At 65.0% G+C, this 19,498-nt stretch carries 20 protein-coding genes; 8 read left to right on the top strand and 12 right to left on the bottom strand.

Annotated elements, in window-relative coordinates; genetic code table 11:
- Positions 1-10: 10 nt before the first annotated feature.
- Positions 11-931 (top strand): SH3 domain-containing protein, encoded by a 921-nt coding sequence (locus tag XI08_RS30055; protein ID WP_333928530.1) that lies wholly within the window; start codon positions 11-13, stop codon positions 929-931.
- Between the two features lie 110 nt (positions 932-1,041).
- Here the strand turns inward: XI08_RS30055 and XI08_RS30050 are convergent, their stop codons facing one another.
- The gene (locus XI08_RS30050) at positions 1,042-2,697 is read right to left on the bottom strand and encodes a fumarate hydratase (RefSeq protein ID WP_271577155.1); all 1,656 of its coding nucleotides are present in this window, start codon (positions 2,695-2,697) and stop codon (positions 1,042-1,044) included.
- Positions 2,698-2,945: 248 nt separating this feature from the next.
- On the opposite strand from XI08_RS30050, the gene XI08_RS30045 reads away from it, so the two are divergent.
- Together XI08_RS30045 and XI08_RS30040 are read left to right on the top strand one after the other, a co-directional pair.
- Positions 2,946-3,425 carry a hypothetical protein gene (locus tag XI08_RS30045; protein WP_271577154.1) on the top strand — a complete coding sequence of 160 codons (480 nt, stop codon included), beginning with the start codon at positions 2,946-2,948 and terminating at the stop codon, positions 3,423-3,425.
- Positions 3,426-3,752: 327 nt separating this feature from the next.
- Positions 3,753-3,926, top strand: a complete 174-nt coding sequence (locus XI08_RS30040) for a hypothetical protein (RefSeq protein ID WP_198033894.1) — start codon at positions 3,753-3,755, stop codon at positions 3,924-3,926.
- A 131-nt stretch (positions 3,927-4,057) separates the two neighbouring features.
- On the opposite strand, the gene XI08_RS30035 is transcribed toward XI08_RS30040, so the two are convergent.
- A complete protein-coding gene (locus tag XI08_RS30035; protein WP_271577153.1) occupies positions 4,058-4,765 on the bottom strand; it encodes a glutathione S-transferase in 708 nt (235 codons plus the stop codon).
- A gap of 78 nt (positions 4,766-4,843) precedes the next feature.
- Complete coding sequence (locus tag XI08_RS30030; RefSeq protein WP_271577152.1) at positions 4,844-5,518, bottom strand: lectin; 675 nt, start codon at positions 5,516-5,518, stop codon at positions 4,844-4,846.
- Between the two features lie 329 nt (positions 5,519-5,847).
- Here XI08_RS30030 and XI08_RS30025 point away from each other — a divergent pair, with 329 nt between their 5' ends.
- The 4 genes from XI08_RS30025 to XI08_RS30010 all read left to right on the top strand — a co-directional run bounded on the left by XI08_RS30025 (position 5,848) and on the right by XI08_RS30010 (position 9,356).
- Complete coding sequence (locus XI08_RS30025) at positions 5,848-6,849, top strand: NrtA/SsuA/CpmA family ABC transporter substrate-binding protein (RefSeq protein WP_271577151.1); 1,002 nt, start codon at positions 5,848-5,850, stop codon at positions 6,847-6,849.
- A 14-nt stretch (positions 6,850-6,863) separates the two neighbouring features.
- Positions 6,864-7,682, top strand: coding sequence for an ABC transporter permease (locus XI08_RS30020; protein ID WP_271577280.1), 819 nt, complete (start codon positions 6,864-6,866; stop codon positions 7,680-7,682).
- 20 nt (positions 7,683-7,702) lie between these two features.
- Entirely contained in the window at positions 7,703-8,542 is an 840-nt protein-coding gene (locus XI08_RS30015; protein WP_271577150.1) for an ABC transporter ATP-binding protein, read from the top strand.
- Between the two features lie 88 nt (positions 8,543-8,630).
- Positions 8,631-9,356 carry a Crp/Fnr family transcriptional regulator gene (locus tag XI08_RS30010; protein ID WP_271577149.1) on the top strand — a complete coding sequence of 242 codons (726 nt, stop codon included), beginning with the start codon at positions 8,631-8,633 and terminating at the stop codon, positions 9,354-9,356.
- A gap of 10 nt (positions 9,357-9,366) precedes the next feature.
- Here the strand turns inward: XI08_RS30010 and atzF are convergent, their stop codons facing one another.
- From atzF to flgB, 9 genes are all read right to left on the bottom strand, one after another.
- Positions 9,367-10,752 (bottom strand): allophanate hydrolase, encoded by a 1,386-nt coding sequence (atzF, locus tag XI08_RS30005; protein ID WP_271577148.1) that lies wholly within the window; start codon positions 10,750-10,752, stop codon positions 9,367-9,369.
- A 169-nt stretch (positions 10,753-10,921) separates the two neighbouring features.
- Positions 10,922-11,917: a Tim44 domain-containing protein gene (locus XI08_RS30000; RefSeq protein WP_092191892.1), complete on the bottom strand. Its 996-nt coding sequence runs from the start codon at positions 11,915-11,917 to the stop codon at positions 10,922-10,924.
- Between the two features lie 321 nt (positions 11,918-12,238).
- Positions 12,239-14,824, bottom strand: coding sequence for a cell cycle histidine kinase CckA (gene cckA / locus XI08_RS29995; protein ID WP_027548530.1), 2,586 nt, complete (start codon positions 14,822-14,824; stop codon positions 12,239-12,241).
- A gap of 154 nt (positions 14,825-14,978) precedes the next feature.
- Positions 14,979-16,058: a flagellar biosynthesis protein FlhB gene (gene flhB, locus XI08_RS29990; RefSeq protein WP_271577147.1), complete on the bottom strand. Its 1,080-nt coding sequence runs from the start codon at positions 16,056-16,058 to the stop codon at positions 14,979-14,981.
- 10 nt (positions 16,059-16,068) lie between these two features.
- A complete protein-coding gene (fliR, locus tag XI08_RS29985) occupies positions 16,069-16,839 on the bottom strand; it encodes a flagellar biosynthetic protein FliR (RefSeq protein ID WP_027548528.1) in 771 nt (256 codons plus the stop codon).
- Positions 16,840-17,019: 180 nt separating this feature from the next.
- Entirely contained in the window at positions 17,020-17,283 is a 264-nt protein-coding gene (gene fliQ / locus XI08_RS29980; protein WP_018321865.1) for a flagellar biosynthesis protein FliQ, read from the bottom strand.
- 167 nt (positions 17,284-17,450) lie between these two features.
- Entirely contained in the window at positions 17,451-17,759 is a 309-nt protein-coding gene (gene fliE / locus XI08_RS29975) for a flagellar hook-basal body complex protein FliE (protein WP_011088556.1), read from the bottom strand.
- Between the two features lie 16 nt (positions 17,760-17,775).
- Complete coding sequence (gene flgC, locus XI08_RS29970) at positions 17,776-18,201, bottom strand: flagellar basal body rod protein FlgC (protein WP_014494020.1); 426 nt, start codon at positions 18,199-18,201, stop codon at positions 17,776-17,778.
- 39 nt (positions 18,202-18,240) lie between these two features.
- Positions 18,241-18,645 carry a flagellar basal body rod protein FlgB gene (gene flgB / locus XI08_RS29965; RefSeq protein WP_027548526.1) on the bottom strand — a complete coding sequence of 135 codons (405 nt, stop codon included), beginning with the start codon at positions 18,643-18,645 and terminating at the stop codon, positions 18,241-18,243.
- A 350-nt stretch (positions 18,646-18,995) separates the two neighbouring features.
- On the opposite strand from flgB, the gene XI08_RS29960 reads away from it, so the two are divergent.
- The coding region (locus XI08_RS29960) for a flagellar biosynthetic protein FliO (RefSeq protein ID WP_271577146.1) at positions 18,996-19,498 on the top strand (503 nt) is incomplete at its 3' end.

Below are 19,498 nucleotides of genomic sequence, written 5' to 3'. Positions count from 1 at the left end.
GTTGCGAACCGTGCGCGTGCTCCGTCTCATCGCGGCATCGATCCTGTGCATCGCGACACAAGCGGCGCGCGCGGATGACACCGAACCGGCGTGGCGCGCAAGCGCGCTCGCCATGGTGCCGGCGGGCTATGTCGCCGGCACGGCCTACCGGACCGAAGGATCGACCGGCTATCTCGCCGTTTATCCGGCGACGTCGAATGATCCGAAGACACCCGCAAGCGTGTTCGCCGCGCGCCAGGCGCTCGTGGTCACGCTGACGCCGGATGCGACGCGCGCCGTCTCAGCCGAGCTGAAGCCGCGCACCGGGCCGGATCCTGACAACGACGACACTGACTTCGCAAAGCTGCACGCCGATCTTACCGCCAAGCGCGCAACGCTGCCTGACGGCACCGAGCCCTGCGATCTCGGCGCCTGGTCGATCGACAAGGATCCGAGCGGTCTCAACGTGCGCGCCGAGCCGTCCGTGAAGGCACGCGTGCTCGGCACGCTGCCGCCGCCCTACCGTCTGAAGCTTGGCGGCGCCGAGAACACGCCCGACGGCGGCTGGCTGACCGAATTCCGCATCATCGGCTTCAAGGACGGCTGGTTTCTGATCGAAGGCGCCAAGCCGCCGGGCAAGGACTACGAGGACGACAAGAAATATCCGCGCAACGCGCCAAAGCCCTATGCCGGACGCGGCTGGGTCGCCACCAACAAGGTCGGCGCGAATTACGCCAATGGCTACACACGCGCGGGCGGGCTGTTCCAGGCGCCATTCGTCGATGCCGAATGGATGCCGGCCCAGCGCGAGCTTGGCGGCCCGATCGATGGCGACGGCGGGCCGAAGCGCATCTTTGCCTGCAGCGGCCTGTGGGGCCTCGTCGAGAGCCACGACGGCGTCCGCGGCTGGTGGCGCGCGCTGTGCTCCAACCAGGTCACGAATTGCAGTTAGTGCGGGTCGAGGCTTCGCCGATAACTCACTTCGTCATACGCGGGCTTGACCCGCGTATCCATCTTCCTTGAAGAGCGATGGATGGCCGGGTCAAGCCCGGCCATGACATCTCAGCCCAAATTCAACTCCTTGAAGAAGTCGTTGCCCTTGTCGTCGATGATGATGAAGGCGGGGAAGTCGACGACTTCGATGCGCCAGATCGCTTCCATGCCGAGCTCGGGATATTCGAGCACCTCGACCTTCTTGATGCAGTGTTCGGCGAGGTTCGCCGCTGCGCCGCCGATCGAGCCGAGATAGAAGCCGCCATACTTCTTGCAAGCCTCGCGTACGGCCGGCGCGCGGTTGCCCTTGGCCACCATCACCATCGAGCCGCCGGCCGCCTGGAACTGGTCGACGAAGGAATCCATGCGGCCCGCGGTGGTCGGACCGAACGCCCCGGAGGCGTAGCCTTCCGGCGTCTTGGCGGGGCCGGCGTAGTAGACCGGGTGGTTCTTGAAATAATCCGGCAGCGGCTCGCCCTTCTCCAGTCGCTCGCGCAGCTTGGCATGGGCGCTATCGCGCGCGACGATCATGGTGCCGGTCATCGAGACCCGGGTCTTGATCGGGTATTTCGAGAACGTCGCCAAAATGTCCTTCATCGGCTGGTTGAGGCCGATCTTGACGACCTCGCCGCCGAGCGACTGCTCGACCTGCGGCAGATACTGCGCCGGGTTGTGCTCGAGCTCCTCGAGATAGATGCCGTCCTTCGTGATCTTGCCGAGCACCTGGCGGTCGGCCGAGCAGGACACGCCAAGGCCAATGGGGAGCGATGCGCCGTGACGCGGCATGCGGATCACGCGCACGTCGTGGCAGAAATATTTGCCGCCGAACTGCGCGCCGACGCCGAGCGACTGCGTCATCTTGTGGATTTCCTTCTCCATCTCGACGTCGCGGAAGGCGTTGCCGTCCGGCGAGCCGTGGGTCGGCAGCGCGTCGAGATAGCGGGCGGAGGCGAGCTTCACCGTCTTCATGCAGAGCTCGGCCGAGGTGCCGCCGATCACGATGGCGAGATGATAGGGCGGGCACGCCGCGGTGCCGAGGGTGAGGATCTTCTCCTTCAGGAAGGCGAGCAGCCGGTCCTTGGTCAGCACCGAGGGCGTCGCCTGGAACAGGAAGCTCTTGTTGGCGCTGCCGCCGCCCTTCGCCATGAACATGAACTTGTAGGCGTCGTCGCCCTCGGCGTAGATCTCGCACTGCGCCGGCATGTTGTTGGCGGTGTTCTTCTCCTCGTACATCGACAAGGGCGCGACCTGCGAGTAGCGCAGGTTGCGGCGCAGGTAAGCGTCGCGCGCGCCTTCCGACAGCGCCGCCTCGTCGTCACCGTCGGTGATGACGTTGCAGCCCTTCTTGCCCATGATGATCGCGGTGCCGGTGTCCTGGCACATCGGCAGCACGCCGCCGGCGGCGATGTTGGCGTTCTTCAGGAAGTCGAGCGCGACGAACTTGTCGTTCGGGCTCGCCTCGCCGTCCTCCAGGATCGCACGGAGCTGCTTCAGATGGCCGGGCCGCAGGTAATGGTTGATGTCGCCGAAAGCCGCCTCCGACAGCGCCCGCAGCGCCTCGCGCGACACCACCAGCATGTCCTTGCCCAGGACCTTCTCGACCCTGACGCCCTCGGACGAAATCTTCTTGTAGGGCGTCTCGTCCTTGCCCAGTGGGAACAGCGGGGTGTGCTTGTAGGGCGGAACGGGCTTTGCGGGGTCGGGGAAGGCGGTGGGAGCGTTCATGGAGCGAATCTCGGGGTTTTGGAGCCCTCGCGCGGGCCCCTGGCATAGAAGCGTTCTAAGCTTTTTTGCCGTAAAGGGAAGGCGTTCCGGCGCGGTCGGGCCATCCCGATTCGACGTCATGACGGCCCTTTTTCGGTCACCGTCGGCCGGACGCAGGTGGTGATGATCGTGCCCGGCAGGCCTTGCGTCCACCCCTTGCGCTCGGCGCGCGACGAAGGTTGAATGCGCGCCCTAAGGGGCTTTTCATCATGATTTTCAAACCGAACTTCCGCGGCGCGATCCTGGTCGCCGCCGCCATCACCGGACTTGTGACCCTCGCCTCGCCCGCCCGCGCGGACCAGTGCGACGACATCGCAAAGCAGCTCGCGAGCGGCGTCGACAGGCTGAAGGTCAACTTCAAGGCCGCCAACATCATCTACCTCACCCACCCGGCGGCGAAGGAGCTGTCGCTCGGCTGCCGTGCGCAGGGACAGAACTATTCCAACGAGCTCTATGCCAAGGGCGACCGCAAGCCGACGCCGCAGTTCTATGACCTCGTCGCGTCCACCGCCGCGATCATCTTCACGGTGCCGAAGGACGACACCGCGAAGGGCGCGACGCGCTGCCTGAAGCGCATGGGCCTGCTCCGCGGCGACAAGGTGTCGATGCGCTTCAAGCGCCTCAACATGGATTGCTCGCGCACCAAGACGGAAGCGTCGATCGCGATCACGCGGCCGAAGGACGAGTAGAGGCGTCGTACCGCAGGCGCGCCCTACGCGCGTCGTAACGTCGCCCGCCACACACGCCGTCATTGCGAGCCAACGGGTCCGCGCGAAGCGCGGCCCGATGACAGGCTCCGCGAAGCAATCCAGAATCCCTCCGCGGAGACAGACTGGATTGCTTCGCTACGCTCGCAATGACGAGGAGAGATCGCGTCGTCTCTCAGACATAGTTCGATAACGCACAAGAGAGCGCAGCACACCGCACCAGATCCCTCGCATTTTAACGATTGGCTTGAAGGAAATTTCGCTCCTCGCGGGGCAAGGTCACTTGCTTCCATGTGTGAGGATTTGTGGATGAGCGTTTCTACCGTTGCGCCGCCGCCGATCGCGATCGTGGTCCCGAGCTACGACACGACCAAGCAGCAGGACGATCAGGCCAAGACCAAAGACGCCGACCCGACCTACAAGCCGCAGCCGCCGGTGCCGCTGCCGCCGGGCCAGGGCACGCGGATCGATCAGCTCGCCTGATCGATCCTTTTCCCAGTGAAGCGCCCGATCCGGTCGATCGGGTTTTTCGCGTGTCCGGCGTGTGGTGAGCGCGCATCGCCCGAAACGGCCGGTCCGGAACGGGGGCTGCCGCCGGACTCCCTCTGGGCCGGCTAATCATCGAGTTCCTTGTAGCGGCGGAAGATGCCCTGCTCGTTGAAGGCAATGCGGCGCTCGCTCGCAAGATAGGCCTTGATGTTCGGACGCGCCGCAACGCGATCGTGCAGGCCGACGAGGCCCGGGATGTCTGCCTCGAACGCCTTCATGCGCCTGGGGAACGCATAGCGCAGTCCGGCGACGATCTGGAACAGCGAGAGATCGACATAGGTCAGCCGGCGGCCGGTGACGTAAGTGCCGCCATTGCCGACGAGCAGCTGCTGGAAATAGCCGAGATATTTCGGCACGCGCTCGCTCCAGAACTCGGCCGTGCGCTTCTTCGCTGCGGGCCGCGCGTCCTCGTAATAGAGCGAGGGCCCAAGTGGATGATGGGTGTCGTGGACCTCGAGCACGAAGTCGGTGATGGTGAGCTGGAGCTGGTGCACCCAGAGCCGGCCGGCTTCCGTCTTCGGCGCAAGGGCGTGGCGGGCGCCGAGATAGAGCAGGATGTTGGCGGTCTGGCCGATGACGAGCTTGCCGGCTTTCAGGAACGGCGGCGCGAACGGCGGCGTGCCCTCATGCGCGTCCATCATCTTCATCATCGCAGCCGTGCCGCGCGGGCCGCGCGCGACGTCGACGTAAGCCGCACCCGCCTCCTCCAGCGCCAGCCGCACATATTCGCCGCGGCCCTGAATCTCGGGCCAGTAGTAGAGTTCGTATTTCATGGGAGGGGTCCGTGATTGCGTTGCGGCAAGTGTAGCACGCAACCACGAACTCCATGACGGTGGACGGTGTTCCGCGCCTCAATTCGCCGCGAAGCAATACAGCAGCCCGTCGCCACCCGTACTCTTCAAGTCGGCCTGCGAGCAGCCGCCATCGGGACCGCGCGAGGGATGCGAGCTGTTCCACGATTTCGACGGCTCGTCGTCGCGCAGGCCCCGCCGGTCGGCATGGCCGACCACCGCAGCACCTTGCGTGCTCGACGACCAGTTCTTGCAGGTCTTGTCGTCGCCGGCGGCAAATGCGGTGCCGTCGGGTTGCGTCCCCGTGAGGATGTCGTGGCGGTTCGGCGTATCGCCGGCTCCGTTGTTGACCTCGCCCTTCTCGCTGAGCGCCGTCTGCTTGGTCAGGTTGTTGGCGGGGCCATGCAGGTCGGCAACGTCCTTGGCGATGACCGCGCCCTTCGCATTCTGCCACGGCCCCTTGCCGATGCGGTCGCGCGCGTTGACGGCCGGCTTGCCGTCGGCGGCCTGGGTCGAGAGATAGGCGCGCCAAGTTTTGGCGCCGGCGCCGGCCGATTGCGCGAGCTTCTGGCAGTGGGCGTCGGCCCCTTCCAGGCCGCCAAGATCGGCGCCCTTGCCCGGCCCGCTCGAGGTCACGAAGAAGGTCATGTCGGCTGACTGCGCCCGCACCGATGGACTTGCGAAGACCGCGAGCGCAACGCCTGCTGGCACGATGACCCTGGCAATAATGCTCATCCTATCCTCCCGATTGGTCCCGCGGTTGCGTCTGGCAGGCCCGTTTTTGATCCTCTGACATGAACCCGTCACGACGGACATTATTCCGGCATTCCAGCGGCCATCCGCCGCACGCGCGTCACCTCGAGCTGCGGCGCGGGAGCGGCGCCCCGAAGGCCGTGTCGATTAATTGCTTCCCGGGACCGTAGCGCCGGGTGAGCATGCCAGCACGGGCCGATCCTCAAGCGATCGCCCAGGGGAGGACGCGGGAGGCCGTTGCGGAGCCGTTCAGGGCGGCATCCGCGATCACATCGGGGCTGCCGCCGGGCGCGGCGCGAGGGGAGATCGTCATGCACTGGAACACCGTCCGCCCAATTGCGGCAATTGCCGGCTATGCCGCGCTTTGCTGCCTTGCCATCGGTCCGGGCTGCGCCTCGGCCGCGGAATTGCTCAAAGCCCGGCTCGCGCAAAACCTCGGACCGATCTCCGGCCTTGCGATCGTCGCCAAATCGAAGGGGATTTTCGAAAAGAACGGACTGGACATCACGGTCTCGAACTTCACGTCCGGCAAGCAGTGCCTGGACACCGTGATCGGGGGCGGCGCCGACATCGCGACGACGGCGGAGGCGCCGGTCACAGCTTCAGCGATGGCAAACCAGCCCATCGCCTTCGTCGCCGGCATGGAATATTCCGACCTCAAGACGGTCGTCGCGGCCAAGGCCGGCGTCAAGACCAAGGCAGACCTGCGCGGCAAGCGAATCGGATTCACGGCCGGCACCGGCAGCGAGGTCTACACGGCGACTTTGCTGAAGTCGGCGGGATTGACTCCCAAGGATGTCACCCTCGTCAACCTGCGGCCGCAGGAGATGCTGCCGGCACTTGCAGCCGGCAGCATCGACGCAATCGACACTTGGGAACCCCACATCGCCAACGCGAAGAAGGCCCTGGGCGAAGCCGTCGCTGAGCTCGATACAACGGGCACTTACTCGGAAACGTTCAACATCGTCGTCATGAGGACCTATCTGGATGCCAACCCTGCGGTGGTCGAGAAGTTCATCGCCGCACTGATCGACGCCGAGGTCTGGATGAAGGCACACCAGGATGAAGCGATCACGGTCGTGGCGGACGCGGTCGGCATGAAGCGGGACGACCTCGCTCCCATCTGGGCCGACTATGTCTACCGGGTGCGTCTCGACGACCGGCTGATCGAGATACTCAAGACCCATTCCGCATGGCGCCTCGAGAGCGGCAACCATCCTCCGGGCGCGGCGATGCCCGACTTCAGCAAGGTCGTCGTCGCCGAGCCGCTGAAGAAGATCGACCCCGCACGCGTCACCCTCTCGTGGAAATAGGCACCCGCACAGCCATGCAGGATGGCACTTCAGCACGACAGGAGATTGCTCTCCGCACCGGCGGTCGGCGGCCGGATTCAGCCCGTCTTCGCCGCCTCAATATTCTGGTCGGGGCGCTTTCGCTTCCCCTGTTCGTCGGCCTCTGGGAACTGGTCTCTCGTTCCGGGGCCGTCAACATGGTTCTGTTTCCGCCGCCGACGGTGGTTGCTGCGGCGGTCCTTGAATGGATACGAAGCGGACAGTTCCTTGGCGATCTGCTGGCCAGCCTCTTTCGCGTCACCACGGGATTCATCGTAGGCGGCGTGCTCGGCATCCTGCTCGGTATCCTCACCGGCCAATTCCCTGTTATGTCGAGCCTGCTGTCCCCGCTATTCCATATCCTCCGGCCAATTCCGCCGATTGCTTTCGTGCCGATCGTCATCCTCTGGTTCGGCCTGTCGGAGGCGGGAAAGCTGTTCCTCGTCGTATGGGGCGTGTTCTTCACGGTTTGGCTTTCGACCCACATCGGCGTGCAGAAGGTCGACCGCGGCCTGATTCGGGCGGCGTTGATGCTCGGCACGCCCCGGCGGCAGATGCTCCAGGAGATCGTGCTGCTCGGCGCGCTTCCCTACATCGTGGTCGGGTTGCGCACCGCCGTCAGCATCTCTTTTTACACGCTTGTCGCGGCCGAACTTGCAGGCACTTTCGCCGGCATCGTCTACAGGATCGAGATTGCGCAGCAGAATTTGCAAACCGGCCAGGTCATGGGCGGGCTCGCAGCGCTCGGGTTGATTTCGTTCATCGCAGATCGGCTGTTTTCGGCTCTTGCGGAACGTACTGTCTGGTGGCGTTGATGTCGGGAGCTCGATCGATCATGAAACTGGCTCTGGCAAGTTCGCCAGCCTCGGTCGAATCGGCGCGGAAACAACCGGCCATTCAAGTCTCGAACCTGAGCATCGTTTTTGACACCAATCGCGGGCAGACCATCGCGGTGGATCGCGTTTCCTTCGACGTGGCGCCCGGCGAGTTCGTCTGCATCGTCGGGCCCTCCGGCTGCGGCAAGTCGACGGTGCTCAACACGATCGCCGGACTGGAAGTGCCGTTTGAAGGCGACATCATGGTCGAGGGCTCGCGTGTCTACAGCCCGCGACCCGATGTCGGCATGGTGTTCCAGCAGCCGCATCTTTTCCCCTGGAAGTCTGTCCGCAGGAACATCGCCCACGGCCCCAGAATGCTTGGGAAGTCCAGGACGGAAGCGAATGCCATCGCCGACGATCTGATCGCGATGATCGGTCTCAAGCGTTTCGCCGACGCCTATCCGAACACGCTGTCGGGCGGCATGCAACAGCGCGTGGCGATCGCGCGAGCGTTGGCCAATCAGCCCCGCGTGCTGCTGATGGACGAGCCCTTCGGGGCCCTCGACGCGCAGACCCGGGCGGTGATGCAAGACAATCTGCTGGAGCTGCGCGACCGGATCAAGGCGACGATCGTGTTCGTCACGCACGACATCGATGAAGCCATCGTGCTGGCCGACCGCGTTCTCATCATGAGCGCGGGCCCCGGCCGTATCCTGCGCGAAGTCGCGGTCAAGCTGCCGCGCCCGCGGTCGAGTTCTGTCATGGTCGAGCCAACCTATCTCTCCCTCAAGAAGGATTGTCTCGACGTGATCCGCGCAGAAGGGCTGCGGGCGTTCAATCAGTCGGACGCGAGCTGATCGCCCGGAACTCGGACATCGAGAAGGCCCGCAGCGCGCTGGCATGGTTCTTGAATAATCGATGCCGGGTCTCACGGTGGAGCCGGCGATGCACAGGGCGAATAGCGCGATAGCGGCAGGCGTGATGCTGGCAGAGTCGGACAATCTCGTCAGGCCGCTGCCCGGCTTGCTGGACGGTCTCAACCGGGCTGACTGCAATCGGTTGCGTGCGATCGGACGCGAGAAGGCCCTGGAAGCCGGCCAACTGGTTTGGTCTCAGGGCGACACGCAGGCCGGGATCTACCTGATCAGCGAGGGACGCATCCGCAGCTACTATGCGGCGCCGTCGGGGCGCGAGGTCACGCTCGCCTACTGGTTTCCCGGCAATTTCGTCGGCGGCCCCGACATATTCGGAACGGGCCCGCACATGTGGACATCGGTTGCGGCCGAACGCAGCCGGTTGACGTTCATGCCCGGACCGGCGCTGCGGCGGCTTGCGCTGGAATCGCCGGCGATCGCCGTCGCCCTGCTGGATGCCCTGGCATTCAAGGCGCGATGCTATTCGGCGATGGCCCAGATGCTCGGGACGCGCTCGGTGACCGAGCGGCTGCATAGCCTGTTGATCTTCCTGTCGCACGTCTACGGCGTGAAGCGCGACGGCGAGATCGTCGTCGGAATGCCGTTTACCCACGGCGATCTCGCCAATCTCATCGGATCAACCCGCCAATGGGTGACCGTACAACTCGCGCGGCTCCAGGAGGAAGGCGTGATCAGGTACGACAGATCCGTGATTTCGATCCTGGATCTTTCGACGCTCGGGCAGCAGGCGGAATAATATCCGCCCTTCAGCCGCCAGACTTCAATTCGAACGCCGCTTGGCCTGCGCTGGCCTCGAACCGCCGCGCCAGTCCGATCAGCGCGCGATCATGCCAGGCCGGCGCCAGCAGGGTCACGCCTATGGGCATGCCGTTCGGCAATGTCGCATTCGGAACCGCCACGCCGCAGAGATCGAGCAGATTGGCAAAGTACGAGTAGTAGCCGAGGCGATTGTTGAGGGTGATCGGATCGCGATCCATCTCCTCCAGTGTGAACGGCCGCGGTGCGGTCGGGACCACCAGCGCATCGATACCAGCAAAGATCGCCTCGGCGTCGCGGCGAAGTCGGTGCAACCGGTGAATGGCACCAAACGTGTCGATCGCTGAATAGCCGGCGGCTGAGCCCAGCACGGTCCTCGTGACATCGAGCAGGGAGCCGGAATCGATGTCCATCAGCGAAGCGATGGCCGAGTGCCGCTCCGCGACCCATGGTCCGCTGAACATCAACTCCCCGGCCTGGCGGAACGGGGCGAAGTCCACCTCGATCGCCGTCCCTCCGATCTGTGTGAAACGCTCGCAGGCGCGCTCATAGAGCTCGCCGCATTCCGGCATGCCGAAGCATTCGAGATCGGCGGACGCGATGCGGCCGAACCGGAACGATGGCGCCGTCCCTGTGGCGAAAGAAACGGCCCTGGGCAAGCGGCTGTAGGGATCTTCGAAATCGAACCCTTCGATGATGTCGATGATCGCCTCGCCGTCGCTGACGGTATTGCAGAACACCGAAACGCAATCGATCGTCGGGCAATTCGGCACCAGCCCGCGCGATGACACCAGCCCAACGGTCGGCTTGATTCCGACGATGTTGTTGAAGCCGGCAGGTATGCGGCCGGACCCGCCGGTATCGGTACCGAGCGCGAACGCGACGTGCCCGGCCGCCACGGCGACCGCGGACCCGGAACTGGAGCCGCCCGAAACATAGCGCGCATCGGCAACCGACGCGCAGGGGCCATAGGGCGAACGCGCGCCGGACAGGCCTGTGGCGAACTGATCGAGATTGGTCTTTCCAAGGCAAATTGCGCCGGCCGCGGTGAGGCGTTCGACGCTGTGCGCGGAATGCCAGGGCGTGTAGCTGAACGCCGGGCATGCGGCCGTGGTCGGCATTCCCTCGACATCGATATTGTCCTTCACACCGAAAGGAATGCCGAGCAGCGGAAGATTTTCGCCCGTCCGCGCGCGTGCCACCAGCTTGCGGCATTCTTCGAGCGCCTCCTCCCGCGGGCGGAGATAGATCCAGCAATTGCGGTCGCGCTCGGCCTCGATCCGGTCGTACGCCGTTTCGATCGCCTCCAGCGCCGAGGACGAATTCCTGGCGATGGTTTCGTGATTGGTCCTGCAGCGCGCGACAGACTGAGTCACCGAATATCTCCTTCTCCAACCGGCAGGCGCGAAATTGCGGGAGCTCTGCATGGGCAACAAGCAATTAAGTGCTTCGCCCAAATGGTCGGCCGTATCAGGACATATGCGGCTCAAAGAAAAAGGCGCCGTGCCAGAGGCACGACGCCCTTATTGTTCAATTCGCTCGCGATCAGTTGGTCTGCTGGATCGCCGACAATTCCCAGCCGCTGCCCGGCCGGCGTGCGAAAGTCCAGACTTCAGTGACTTCGCCCGGCTGCTCGCTGCCGGCGACGAGCGCGCCGGTGTTGCGGTCGACCGTTTTGTCGGTGAGGGCGAAGCGCAGCGCCACCGTCGCGTAGTCCGTCTCGCCTTCGCGCCAGGCTTCCGCCAGGTCGCCCTGCAACAGTTTCACGTTGGAAGTCTTGTTGACGACGTTGCGCGCGCGATTCTCGCCAAGGTCCTTCTCGAAATAGGAGACCATCTCCGGCGTCGCGAGCGTGTGCAGCTTTGCCACGTCCTCGTTCGACCAAGCGGACTGGATCTCGCCGAGCAGGCGCTCGAACGCCTCATAGTCATCCGGCTTGATTTCGAGCGGCGCGTTGTTGGCGCCGAAGCCGAAGCCACCACCGCCGAGACCGCTGCGATAGTTCGTCTGCGGTCCCGGACCGGCACCAGCATCAGCATTGGCGTAAGCCGCCTGCGGCGTGTGGCGGCGCTGCCACCATGACATCGCCAGCCGCACCACGAGCACCACGAGCGCGATCTGAATGATCAGGCCAATGATCGACGACAGGCCGCCGAGGCCGCCGAACAGGCCGCCGCCGAACAGCATGCCCAGCAGGCCTGCGCCGAGGAAGCCGGCCGCAAGGCCGCCCATGAAGCCGCCGGCACGGCCGAACAGGCCGCCGCGCGCGGGCGCGGCCGCGGCCGAATTCATGCCTGCGCCCGGCTGGGTGTAGGTACGGTTGAACTGCGAGGCCGAGCCCGGCGCGGTCGTGGTCGACGGCGGCGCCGAATAGGTGCGCGAGCCGCGCGAACCCGACGACATGCCGCCACCGACGCGCGCGTCGGCGGACGAGATCGCCAGCGCTGTCGGCAGCGCAAGCGCCAGCACGACGGCGATCGTCTTGAAGAGACTGCGGGAGCGTTGCGAGAAATTCATGTTCGTTTCCCAAATCCCCGGCATGGGGACGTGTCCCTAAGATGGGCAGCCGGCGCGAAAAGTGAAGCCGGTTTCGGAACTTGTAGCTGCGGCCCTCAGTCGCGGGGATGTGGCAAAAGCCCATATTTGGCGAGGGTTTGGCCGGACAGCGCGCGGGGGCCATGGTCGCCGGTTACCGGCGGGTTTACGAGGGCGATTCCGGTTTTTCCCCGCCATTTGGAGGCGCGGCTCTCTCCACCGTCATTGCGAGCGCAGCGAAGCAATCCAGAATCTTTCCGCGGAGACAGTCTGGATTGCTTCGCTACGCTCGCAATGACGGAGAATGCGGAAGCGGCGTGCCGCAGCTCACCCCTGCTTCGTCATCGTCTCCTTCACCGCCGCCACGAGCTGGCTGAGCGTGAACGGCTTTGGCAGGAAGTCGAACTGCTGGCCTTCGGGCAGGCTCTTCTCGAACGCGTCCTCGGCGTAGCCGGAGACGAAGATGAACTTGATGTCGGGGTTCTTCTCGCGCATCGCCTTCAGCAGCGTCGGGCCGTCCATCTCCGGCATCACCACGTCGGAGACGACGAGATCGATCGCGCCGCTCTGCTCCTCCAGCATCTCCATGGCCTCGACGCCGTTCTCGGCCTCGACCACCGTGTAGCCGCGCGAGCGCAGGCCACGTGCGTTGAGCGCGCGCAGGCCCTCCTCGTCCTCGACCAGCAGGATGGTGCCCTGTCCCGTCAGATCGGTGCGCGGCTTCGCTTCGGCCGCCGCGGGCGCGGCTTCCTTCGCAGCACCATTGGCCGCGCTGACCACTGCCGCGGGCTGCTCGACCTGCACCTCCGGCTCGGCGTGATGGCGCGGCAGGAAGATGTGGAACGAGGTGCCCTGCCCCGGCTCGGAATCGACATAGATGAAGCCGCCGGTCTGCTTGACGATGCCGTAGACGGTGGAGAGGCCGAGGCCGGTGCCCTTGCCGACTTCCTTGGTCGAGAAGAACGGCTCGAAAATCTTGTCGCGGATGTCGGCGGGGATGCCGGTGCCGGTGTCGGCGACCTCGATGCGCACATAGTCCGCCGCCGGCATGCCCTTGTAGGCGAGCTTGCCCGCATCCTCGGTGGCGACATTGGCGGTGCGGATGATCAGCTTGCCGCCATCGGGCATGGCGTCGCGCGCGTTCACCGCGAGATTGACGATCACCTGCTCGAACTGGGAGACGTCGACCTTCACCGGCCAGAGGTCGCGGCCGTGGATCAGGTCGAGCTTGACCTTCTCGCCGATCAGCCGGCGCAGCAGCATGGTGAGGTCGCTCAAGGCATCGCCGAGATCGAGCACCTGCGGCCGCAGCGTTTGCCGCCGCGAGAACGCCAGCAACTGCCGCACCAGCGTCGCGGCGCGCGTCGCGTTCTGCTTGATCTGCATGATGTCCTGGAACGACGGATCGGTCGGCTTGTGCGCGTTCAGCAGGAAGTCGTTCGCCATCATGATGGCGGAGAGCACGTTGTTGAAGTCGTGGGCGATGCCGCCGGCGAGCTGGCCGACCGTCTCCATCTTCTGCGACTGGTTGATCTGGTTCTCCAGCGCGCGCCGCTCGGTGGTCTCGAGCATGTGCACGATGGCGGCTTCCGCGTCGTTCTCGGCCGCGTCGACCGGCGTGACGAAGAACTGGCCCCAGCGCTCCTTGGTCCCTTCCAGCGCCACCTCGACCGGCGCGATGTCGGCCTTGCCTTCGGCGGCCTGGTTGATGGCCGTGATCACCAAGTGGCGGTCACGTGAATTGATGGCGCGGAAGATCGACTTGCCGGCGCTGTCGAGACCGAGGCCCTGCGCAAGCTTGGCGTAGCGCGCGTTTGCGCGCACGACGTTGCCGCCGCGGTCGACGGTGGCGATCGCCATCGGCGTGTGGTCGAAGAAGCGCATGAAACGCACTTCGGCGGCGCGGTCCGGATCGCTGCGCTCGTCGCGGGCGCGGCTGATCACGAGCGTGCGCGACGGCCCCGGCGCGCCGTCGGCGCCGAAGGCGAGCTTGTGGTAGAGCCGCACCGGCATGGTCTTGCCGGTGCGCATGCGCAGGTCGATGTCGAAGACCTCGGTCTTCACCTCGCCCGGCACCGCCACGATCGAGCTGAGCAGCGAGGCGCCGTCGCCGGAGACGATGTCAGCGAGCTTCAGCCCGCCCGAGCCGATCTCGGCGAGGTCGTAGTCGAGCCAGTTCGCCAGCGTCGCGTTGACGTAGGCGAGCTCGCCGGCCGGATTGACCGAGAAGAAGCCGCAAGGCGCGTGATCGAGATATTCGATCGCATGCTGGAGCTCCTGGAACACGTCCTCCTGGCGCTCGCGGTCGCGGGTGATGTCGGCGATCGACCACACCGCGTATTTCGCCTCGCGCTTTCCGGTGCCGAGCGGCCGCACCCGCATGCGCAGCCAGCGGCCCTGGCTGCCGTCATGGCCGGAGATGCGCACCTCTTCCTGCTGCCGCTTGCCTTCGCGGGCGGCTTTCAGCAGCCGGAACACGGCTTCGGAGACGTCGGGATTGCCGATGAAGACGCGCTCGACGGGGCGCACGTCCTGCGGGCCGGTGGCACCGGTCAAGGTCAGATAGGCCGCATTGGAATAGACCACATGGCCGCGCGGATCGGTGACCGCCAGGCCGTCGAAGGCGTGATCGGCGATCCGTCCCATCACGGGGTCGTCGAGACTACGGTCGACGAAGCGGATGATGCCGGCGGCGAAGGCGAACAGGTTGAACAGGCCGACCATCGCCAGCACGGCGAGGACGCCGAGGATATAAGGCTGCGCCTGCGCGCGCCCGAGCGTCATCAGCCCGACGGCGACGGCGACGAGGCCGGCGGCCACCAGCAGCACCAGCGCAATGCTGCCCGAGCGCGGCGACGGCTCGTGCGCCGCAACGGGCTCGCGTGTGAGGTCGTGGTCGGTCTCGGCGGTCATTTCAAGCTGGCACAGCCTGTCGGCAGAGAATCAACGCGCTACGGGGCGCGTGGGGTCCTCCCTGCCTGAATCGGACCCGCAGGCGCAAGGGCAGCAAGGGCGAAAGGTACGCTGATTCCCAGATTACGGCCATTTCCGGTACTTTTCGGGCATTTTATCCTCGCCCGGCGCCGAATCCGTGCTTCAGGCGCATGACGTAGCCGATGACCTCCGCGACCGCATGGTAGTGCTCGGTCGGGATTTCCTGGTCGATGTCGACGGTGGCGTAGAGCGCGCGGGCCAGCGGCACGTTCTCGACGATGGGGATGTCGTGCTCGCGCGCGATCTCCCTGATCTTGAAGGCGAGATTGTCGACGCCCTTGGCGACGCAGATCGGCGCCTGCATGCCGCGCTCGTAGGACAGCGCCACCGAATAGTGGGTCGGGTTGGTGATGATCACGGAGGCCTTGGGAACCGCCGCCATCATGCGCTTCTTGGCGCGCTGCTGCCGCAGCTGCCTGATCTTGCCCTTGATGTGCGGGTCGCCTTCGGACTGCTTGAATTCTTCCTTGATCTCCTGGAGCGACATCTTCTGCCGCTGGAACCAGCTTCGGTACTGGAAGAAGTAGTCGCCTATGGCGATGATCGCGAGCGCCGCGACCACCGCGCCGAGCAGATGAATGGTCAAGCTGGTGGTGGCGCCAAGCATGGCGGCCGGATCGAGCCTGACCATCGCCTCCATGCGATGCCGCTCCGGCCACAGGATCGTGGCCATGACCGCGCCGAGCACGATCAGCTTGCCGAGGCCCTTCAGGAAGTTCGCGGCCGCCTGCTTGCCGAAGATGCGCTTGAAGCCGGCTGCGGGCGAGAGCTTGCTGAATTTGGGCTTGAGGGATTCGGCCGACCAGACCAGGCGGTGCTGGAGCATGTTGCCGGCGATGGCCGCCAGCACCAGCATCAGCAGGGGCACGCCGACCGCCGCGAGCACGGCGAATTCGATCTGCTGCATCAGCGCGAGCAGGGCCCGGCCGTCGGTCTTGATCATCCAGGAATTGGCGAGCAGGTTGCGCATCGGCGTCACTAGGCCGCTGCCCACCGAGCCCGAGAAGGTCGAGACCACGAGCGTGCCGCCCGCGATCATGAACCAGGTGTTGATCTCCTGGCTCTTGGCGACGTCGCCGCGTTCGAGCGCCTCGTCGAGGCGTTTTTGCGTCGGGTCTTCTGTTTGACTGTCTGGATCGTTGTCTTCCGCCATCGATCCCCCGTTACCTGAGCGGCATCATCTGGTGCATGACACCGATGAAGTAATCCAGGAATGTGCCCATCATCGCCGTGAGCACCACGGCGAGCACCAGGAAGCCCACGAAGATCGACAGCGGCACGCCGACGAAATAGACCTGCATCTGCGGCATCAGCCGCGCCAGCACGCCGAGCCCGATGTTGAAGACGAGGCCGAACACCAGGAACGGTCCGGAGAGCTGCAAGCCGAGGCGGAACGCGGCGGCGAAGGCGCGTGTCGCCAGCGAGGCGACATCGCCGCTCGACACGGTCTCGCCCGGCGAGAAGATCGCATAGCTGTCGTTCAGCGCCGCGATCACCAGATGATGGCTGTCGGTGGCGAACAGCAGCGTCACCCCGAGCATGGTCAGGAAGTTGCCGACCAGCACGCCCTGCTGTCCCTGCGTCGGATCGACCGAGGTGACGAAGCCGAGCCCCATCTGCTGCGCGATCACGGAACCCGCGACCTGGAGCGCCGACAACGTCACGCGGGCGGTTGCCCCCAGCACGATGCCGATCGCGATTTCATGCAGCATCAGCACCAGCAGCGGCGCCAGCGAGCCCATGTCGACCTGATAGGCGCTGCGATGCAGCGGCAGGATGATCAGCGTGAGCAGCAGCGCGATCGACAGCTTTATCCGCGTCGGGATGTTGGTCTCGCCCAGGCCCGGCAGCAGCATCACCATCGCGCCGACCCGGGCGAAGACGAGCATGAAGGCCGCCGCAAGCGCCGGCAGCAGCGAGACGTCGATGCGCATAATCGAATGCCTCGGCTCCAACATTCGCACGCCATCGCGGCAGGCACTTTTGCGAATGTTGGAGCCAAAGAGGCATTCGCAAATATCAATAGTCGTGCGGCTATTGGATTTGACATTCGCCAACGCGACTCGCGGAGCCCCCAGGGCGAATGTCAAATCCACCGCACGACGCATCTTGCCTCAGCCGCCGATGATTCGCGACGAGATCCGCAGCATGTGGGCGTGGAGCGCGTCGGCCATGAACGGCAGCGCCAACAGCATTGTGGCGAAGATGGCCAGAATCTTCGGCACGTAGATCAGCGTCTGCTCCTGGATCTGCGTCAGCGCCTGGAACAGCGACACGATCACGCCGACCACGAGGCCGACCACCATCAGGGGCGACGACACGATCACGATCGTCCAGATCGCATCGCGCGCGACGTCAAGGGTCTCGGGTCCGGTCATTGCAGAATTCCTTGTTCAAGCTTCATCCCCGCCACCGCGACGAGGAACCGATGCCCTCTCCCCCGTCATTGCGAGCGAAGCGAAGCAATCCAGACTGCCGTGGCGGAAAGTTTCTGGATTGCTTCGCTACGCTCGCAATGACGATCGGGAGCGAGCAGGGCCGAAAATCAGATCGGCATCTTCATGATGTCTTCATACGCCGAGATCACGCGGTCGCGGACCGAGACCAGCGTGGAGACGGCAACGTCGGTGTCGGCGACCGCCGTCACCACGTCCATCACGTTGGCCTTGCCGGCGGCCATCGCCACCGTCTGCGCGTCGGACTTGCGGCCGGACTCCATGACGCTGCCGACGGCGTCTTTCAGGAGCGAGGCGAAGGACTGCCCGCTCGCTTCGCTGCCCTTGCCGGCGCCGCTGTTCTCCAGCACCCGGGCGAGGTTGGCATAGGCGTTGGCTGCGATTGTCGGTGATGCCATGGCTCAAATGTCCTGTTCAGCTCTTGAGGATGTCGAGCGTGCGCTGGATCATCCGGCGCGTCGCACTGATGATGTTGAGATTGGCCTCGTAGGACCGCTGCGCATCGCGCATGTCGGTCATCTCGACCACCGAGTTCACGTTGGGATATTTGACGTTGCCGGTGGCATCCGCCGCCGGATTGTTCGGTTCGTATTTGGTGCGGAAGTTGGACTGGTCCGGCTTGATCCTGCCGAGGGTGACGACCTGCGCGTCGAGCGTGCGGTCGAGCGCGGAGGAGAAGGTCGGCACCTTGCGCCGGTAGGGATCGCCGCCTGATGTCTGCGAGGTCGAATCCGCGTTCGCGATGTTCTCCGAGATCACCCGCATGCGTCCGGCCTGCGCGCGCAGGCCGGAGGTCGCGATCGCCATCGAGCGGGCAAAGTCGCTGCTGTCATTCGCCATGATGCGCCTCCTCTAGCTCTTCCGTTCCGGGATCATGCTCTAGCCCTTGCCGATCGCGGTCTTGAGCAGATGCAGGCTCTTCGAATAGAGCGAGGTCGCCGCCGCGTAGTCCATCTGGTTGCTGGCGGCCTTCATCATCTCCTCTTCGAGATTGACGGCGTTGCCCGCAGGGCGTGTCTCGAAGCCCGCATTCTTGTTCTGGTCGAAACCCGAGGCCGCCCCCGATGGCGTCATGTGAGACGCGCTGGTGACGGTCATTGCCAGCGGGCCCATCGACCCCGTGACCGCGCCAGCCTTGTCGAGCTTCGGCTCGACCAGGTCGCGCGGCCGGAATTTGGGCGTGTCGGAATTGGAGACGTTCTCGGACAGGACGCGCTGGCGTTCCTGATGCCACTGCATCTTGGTGCGAAGCGCCGACAGCACCGGGAGGTCGTTGATGGACATCGTCGCGGCTCCTTCCGCCTCCTCCGGATCCAGGTCCGAAGCTAGGCAGAATTTGCCGCCTGTATGGTTAACAGGTGGTTAAGGATGCCACAGATGCATGTCCCGCACCGGGACAGGAATTCGTTCCCCCGTGATTCTACGCCTCCAAAAGTGGCATTAACCCAATCGCTTGGCGGTACATGCTCAGCCCAAGAAGTCATTTTGGATCGAGCGATTCATAGGTTATTAAGAGTTGGGGACGGCAAAACTTGCCGTGGGACGTTAAGAAATCGCAGTTTGGGGCATCGTAGGCCGGTGGTTGGCGCGTCTGACCATGGGCACGAGAAGAGCGCCATTTCTCGGGGACAAGTATGCAAGGCAGCCCTATCACCTTCATCGTCGCGTTCATCGTCGTTCTGGCGTTGATCGGCGTCGCTGCATGGCTGGTTCGCCGATTCGCCAGCAGCCGGCTCGGCGCCAACACCCAGCGCGGCCGGATGCCCCGGCTCGCCGTGATCGATGCCGCCGCCGTCGACGGCCGGCGCCGCCTGGTGCTGGTCCGGCGCGACAATGTCGAACATCTCCTGATGATCGGCGGCCCGACCGACATCGTCGTCGAGCCCAACATCGTGCGCGCCGCGCCCGGCCGCGACCAGCTTCCGCAGCGTTCCAACTCCGCCGAACCGCCGCGCCTCGCCCCAACGCCGGATGCCGGCGGCTGGGCCGACGAGACGCCGCGGCCCGAAATGCTCGATCACCCCGAGCCGCAAATGCCCGAGCCGCCGCCGCGGCCCGCGCGCCCGTCCTTCGCCGACGAAGTACGCCGGCCCGCGCCCGCACTGGCCGAACGCCGCAGTGAGCCGCCACTGGCCGG

Source organism: Bradyrhizobium sp. CCBAU 11361, from assembly GCF_028128935.1.
Taxonomy (GTDB): domain Bacteria; phylum Pseudomonadota; class Alphaproteobacteria; order Rhizobiales; family Xanthobacteraceae; genus Bradyrhizobium; species Bradyrhizobium niftali.
Note: the sequence above shows the minus strand (reverse complement) of the source record. Positions and strands in the feature narration are given on the sequence as shown.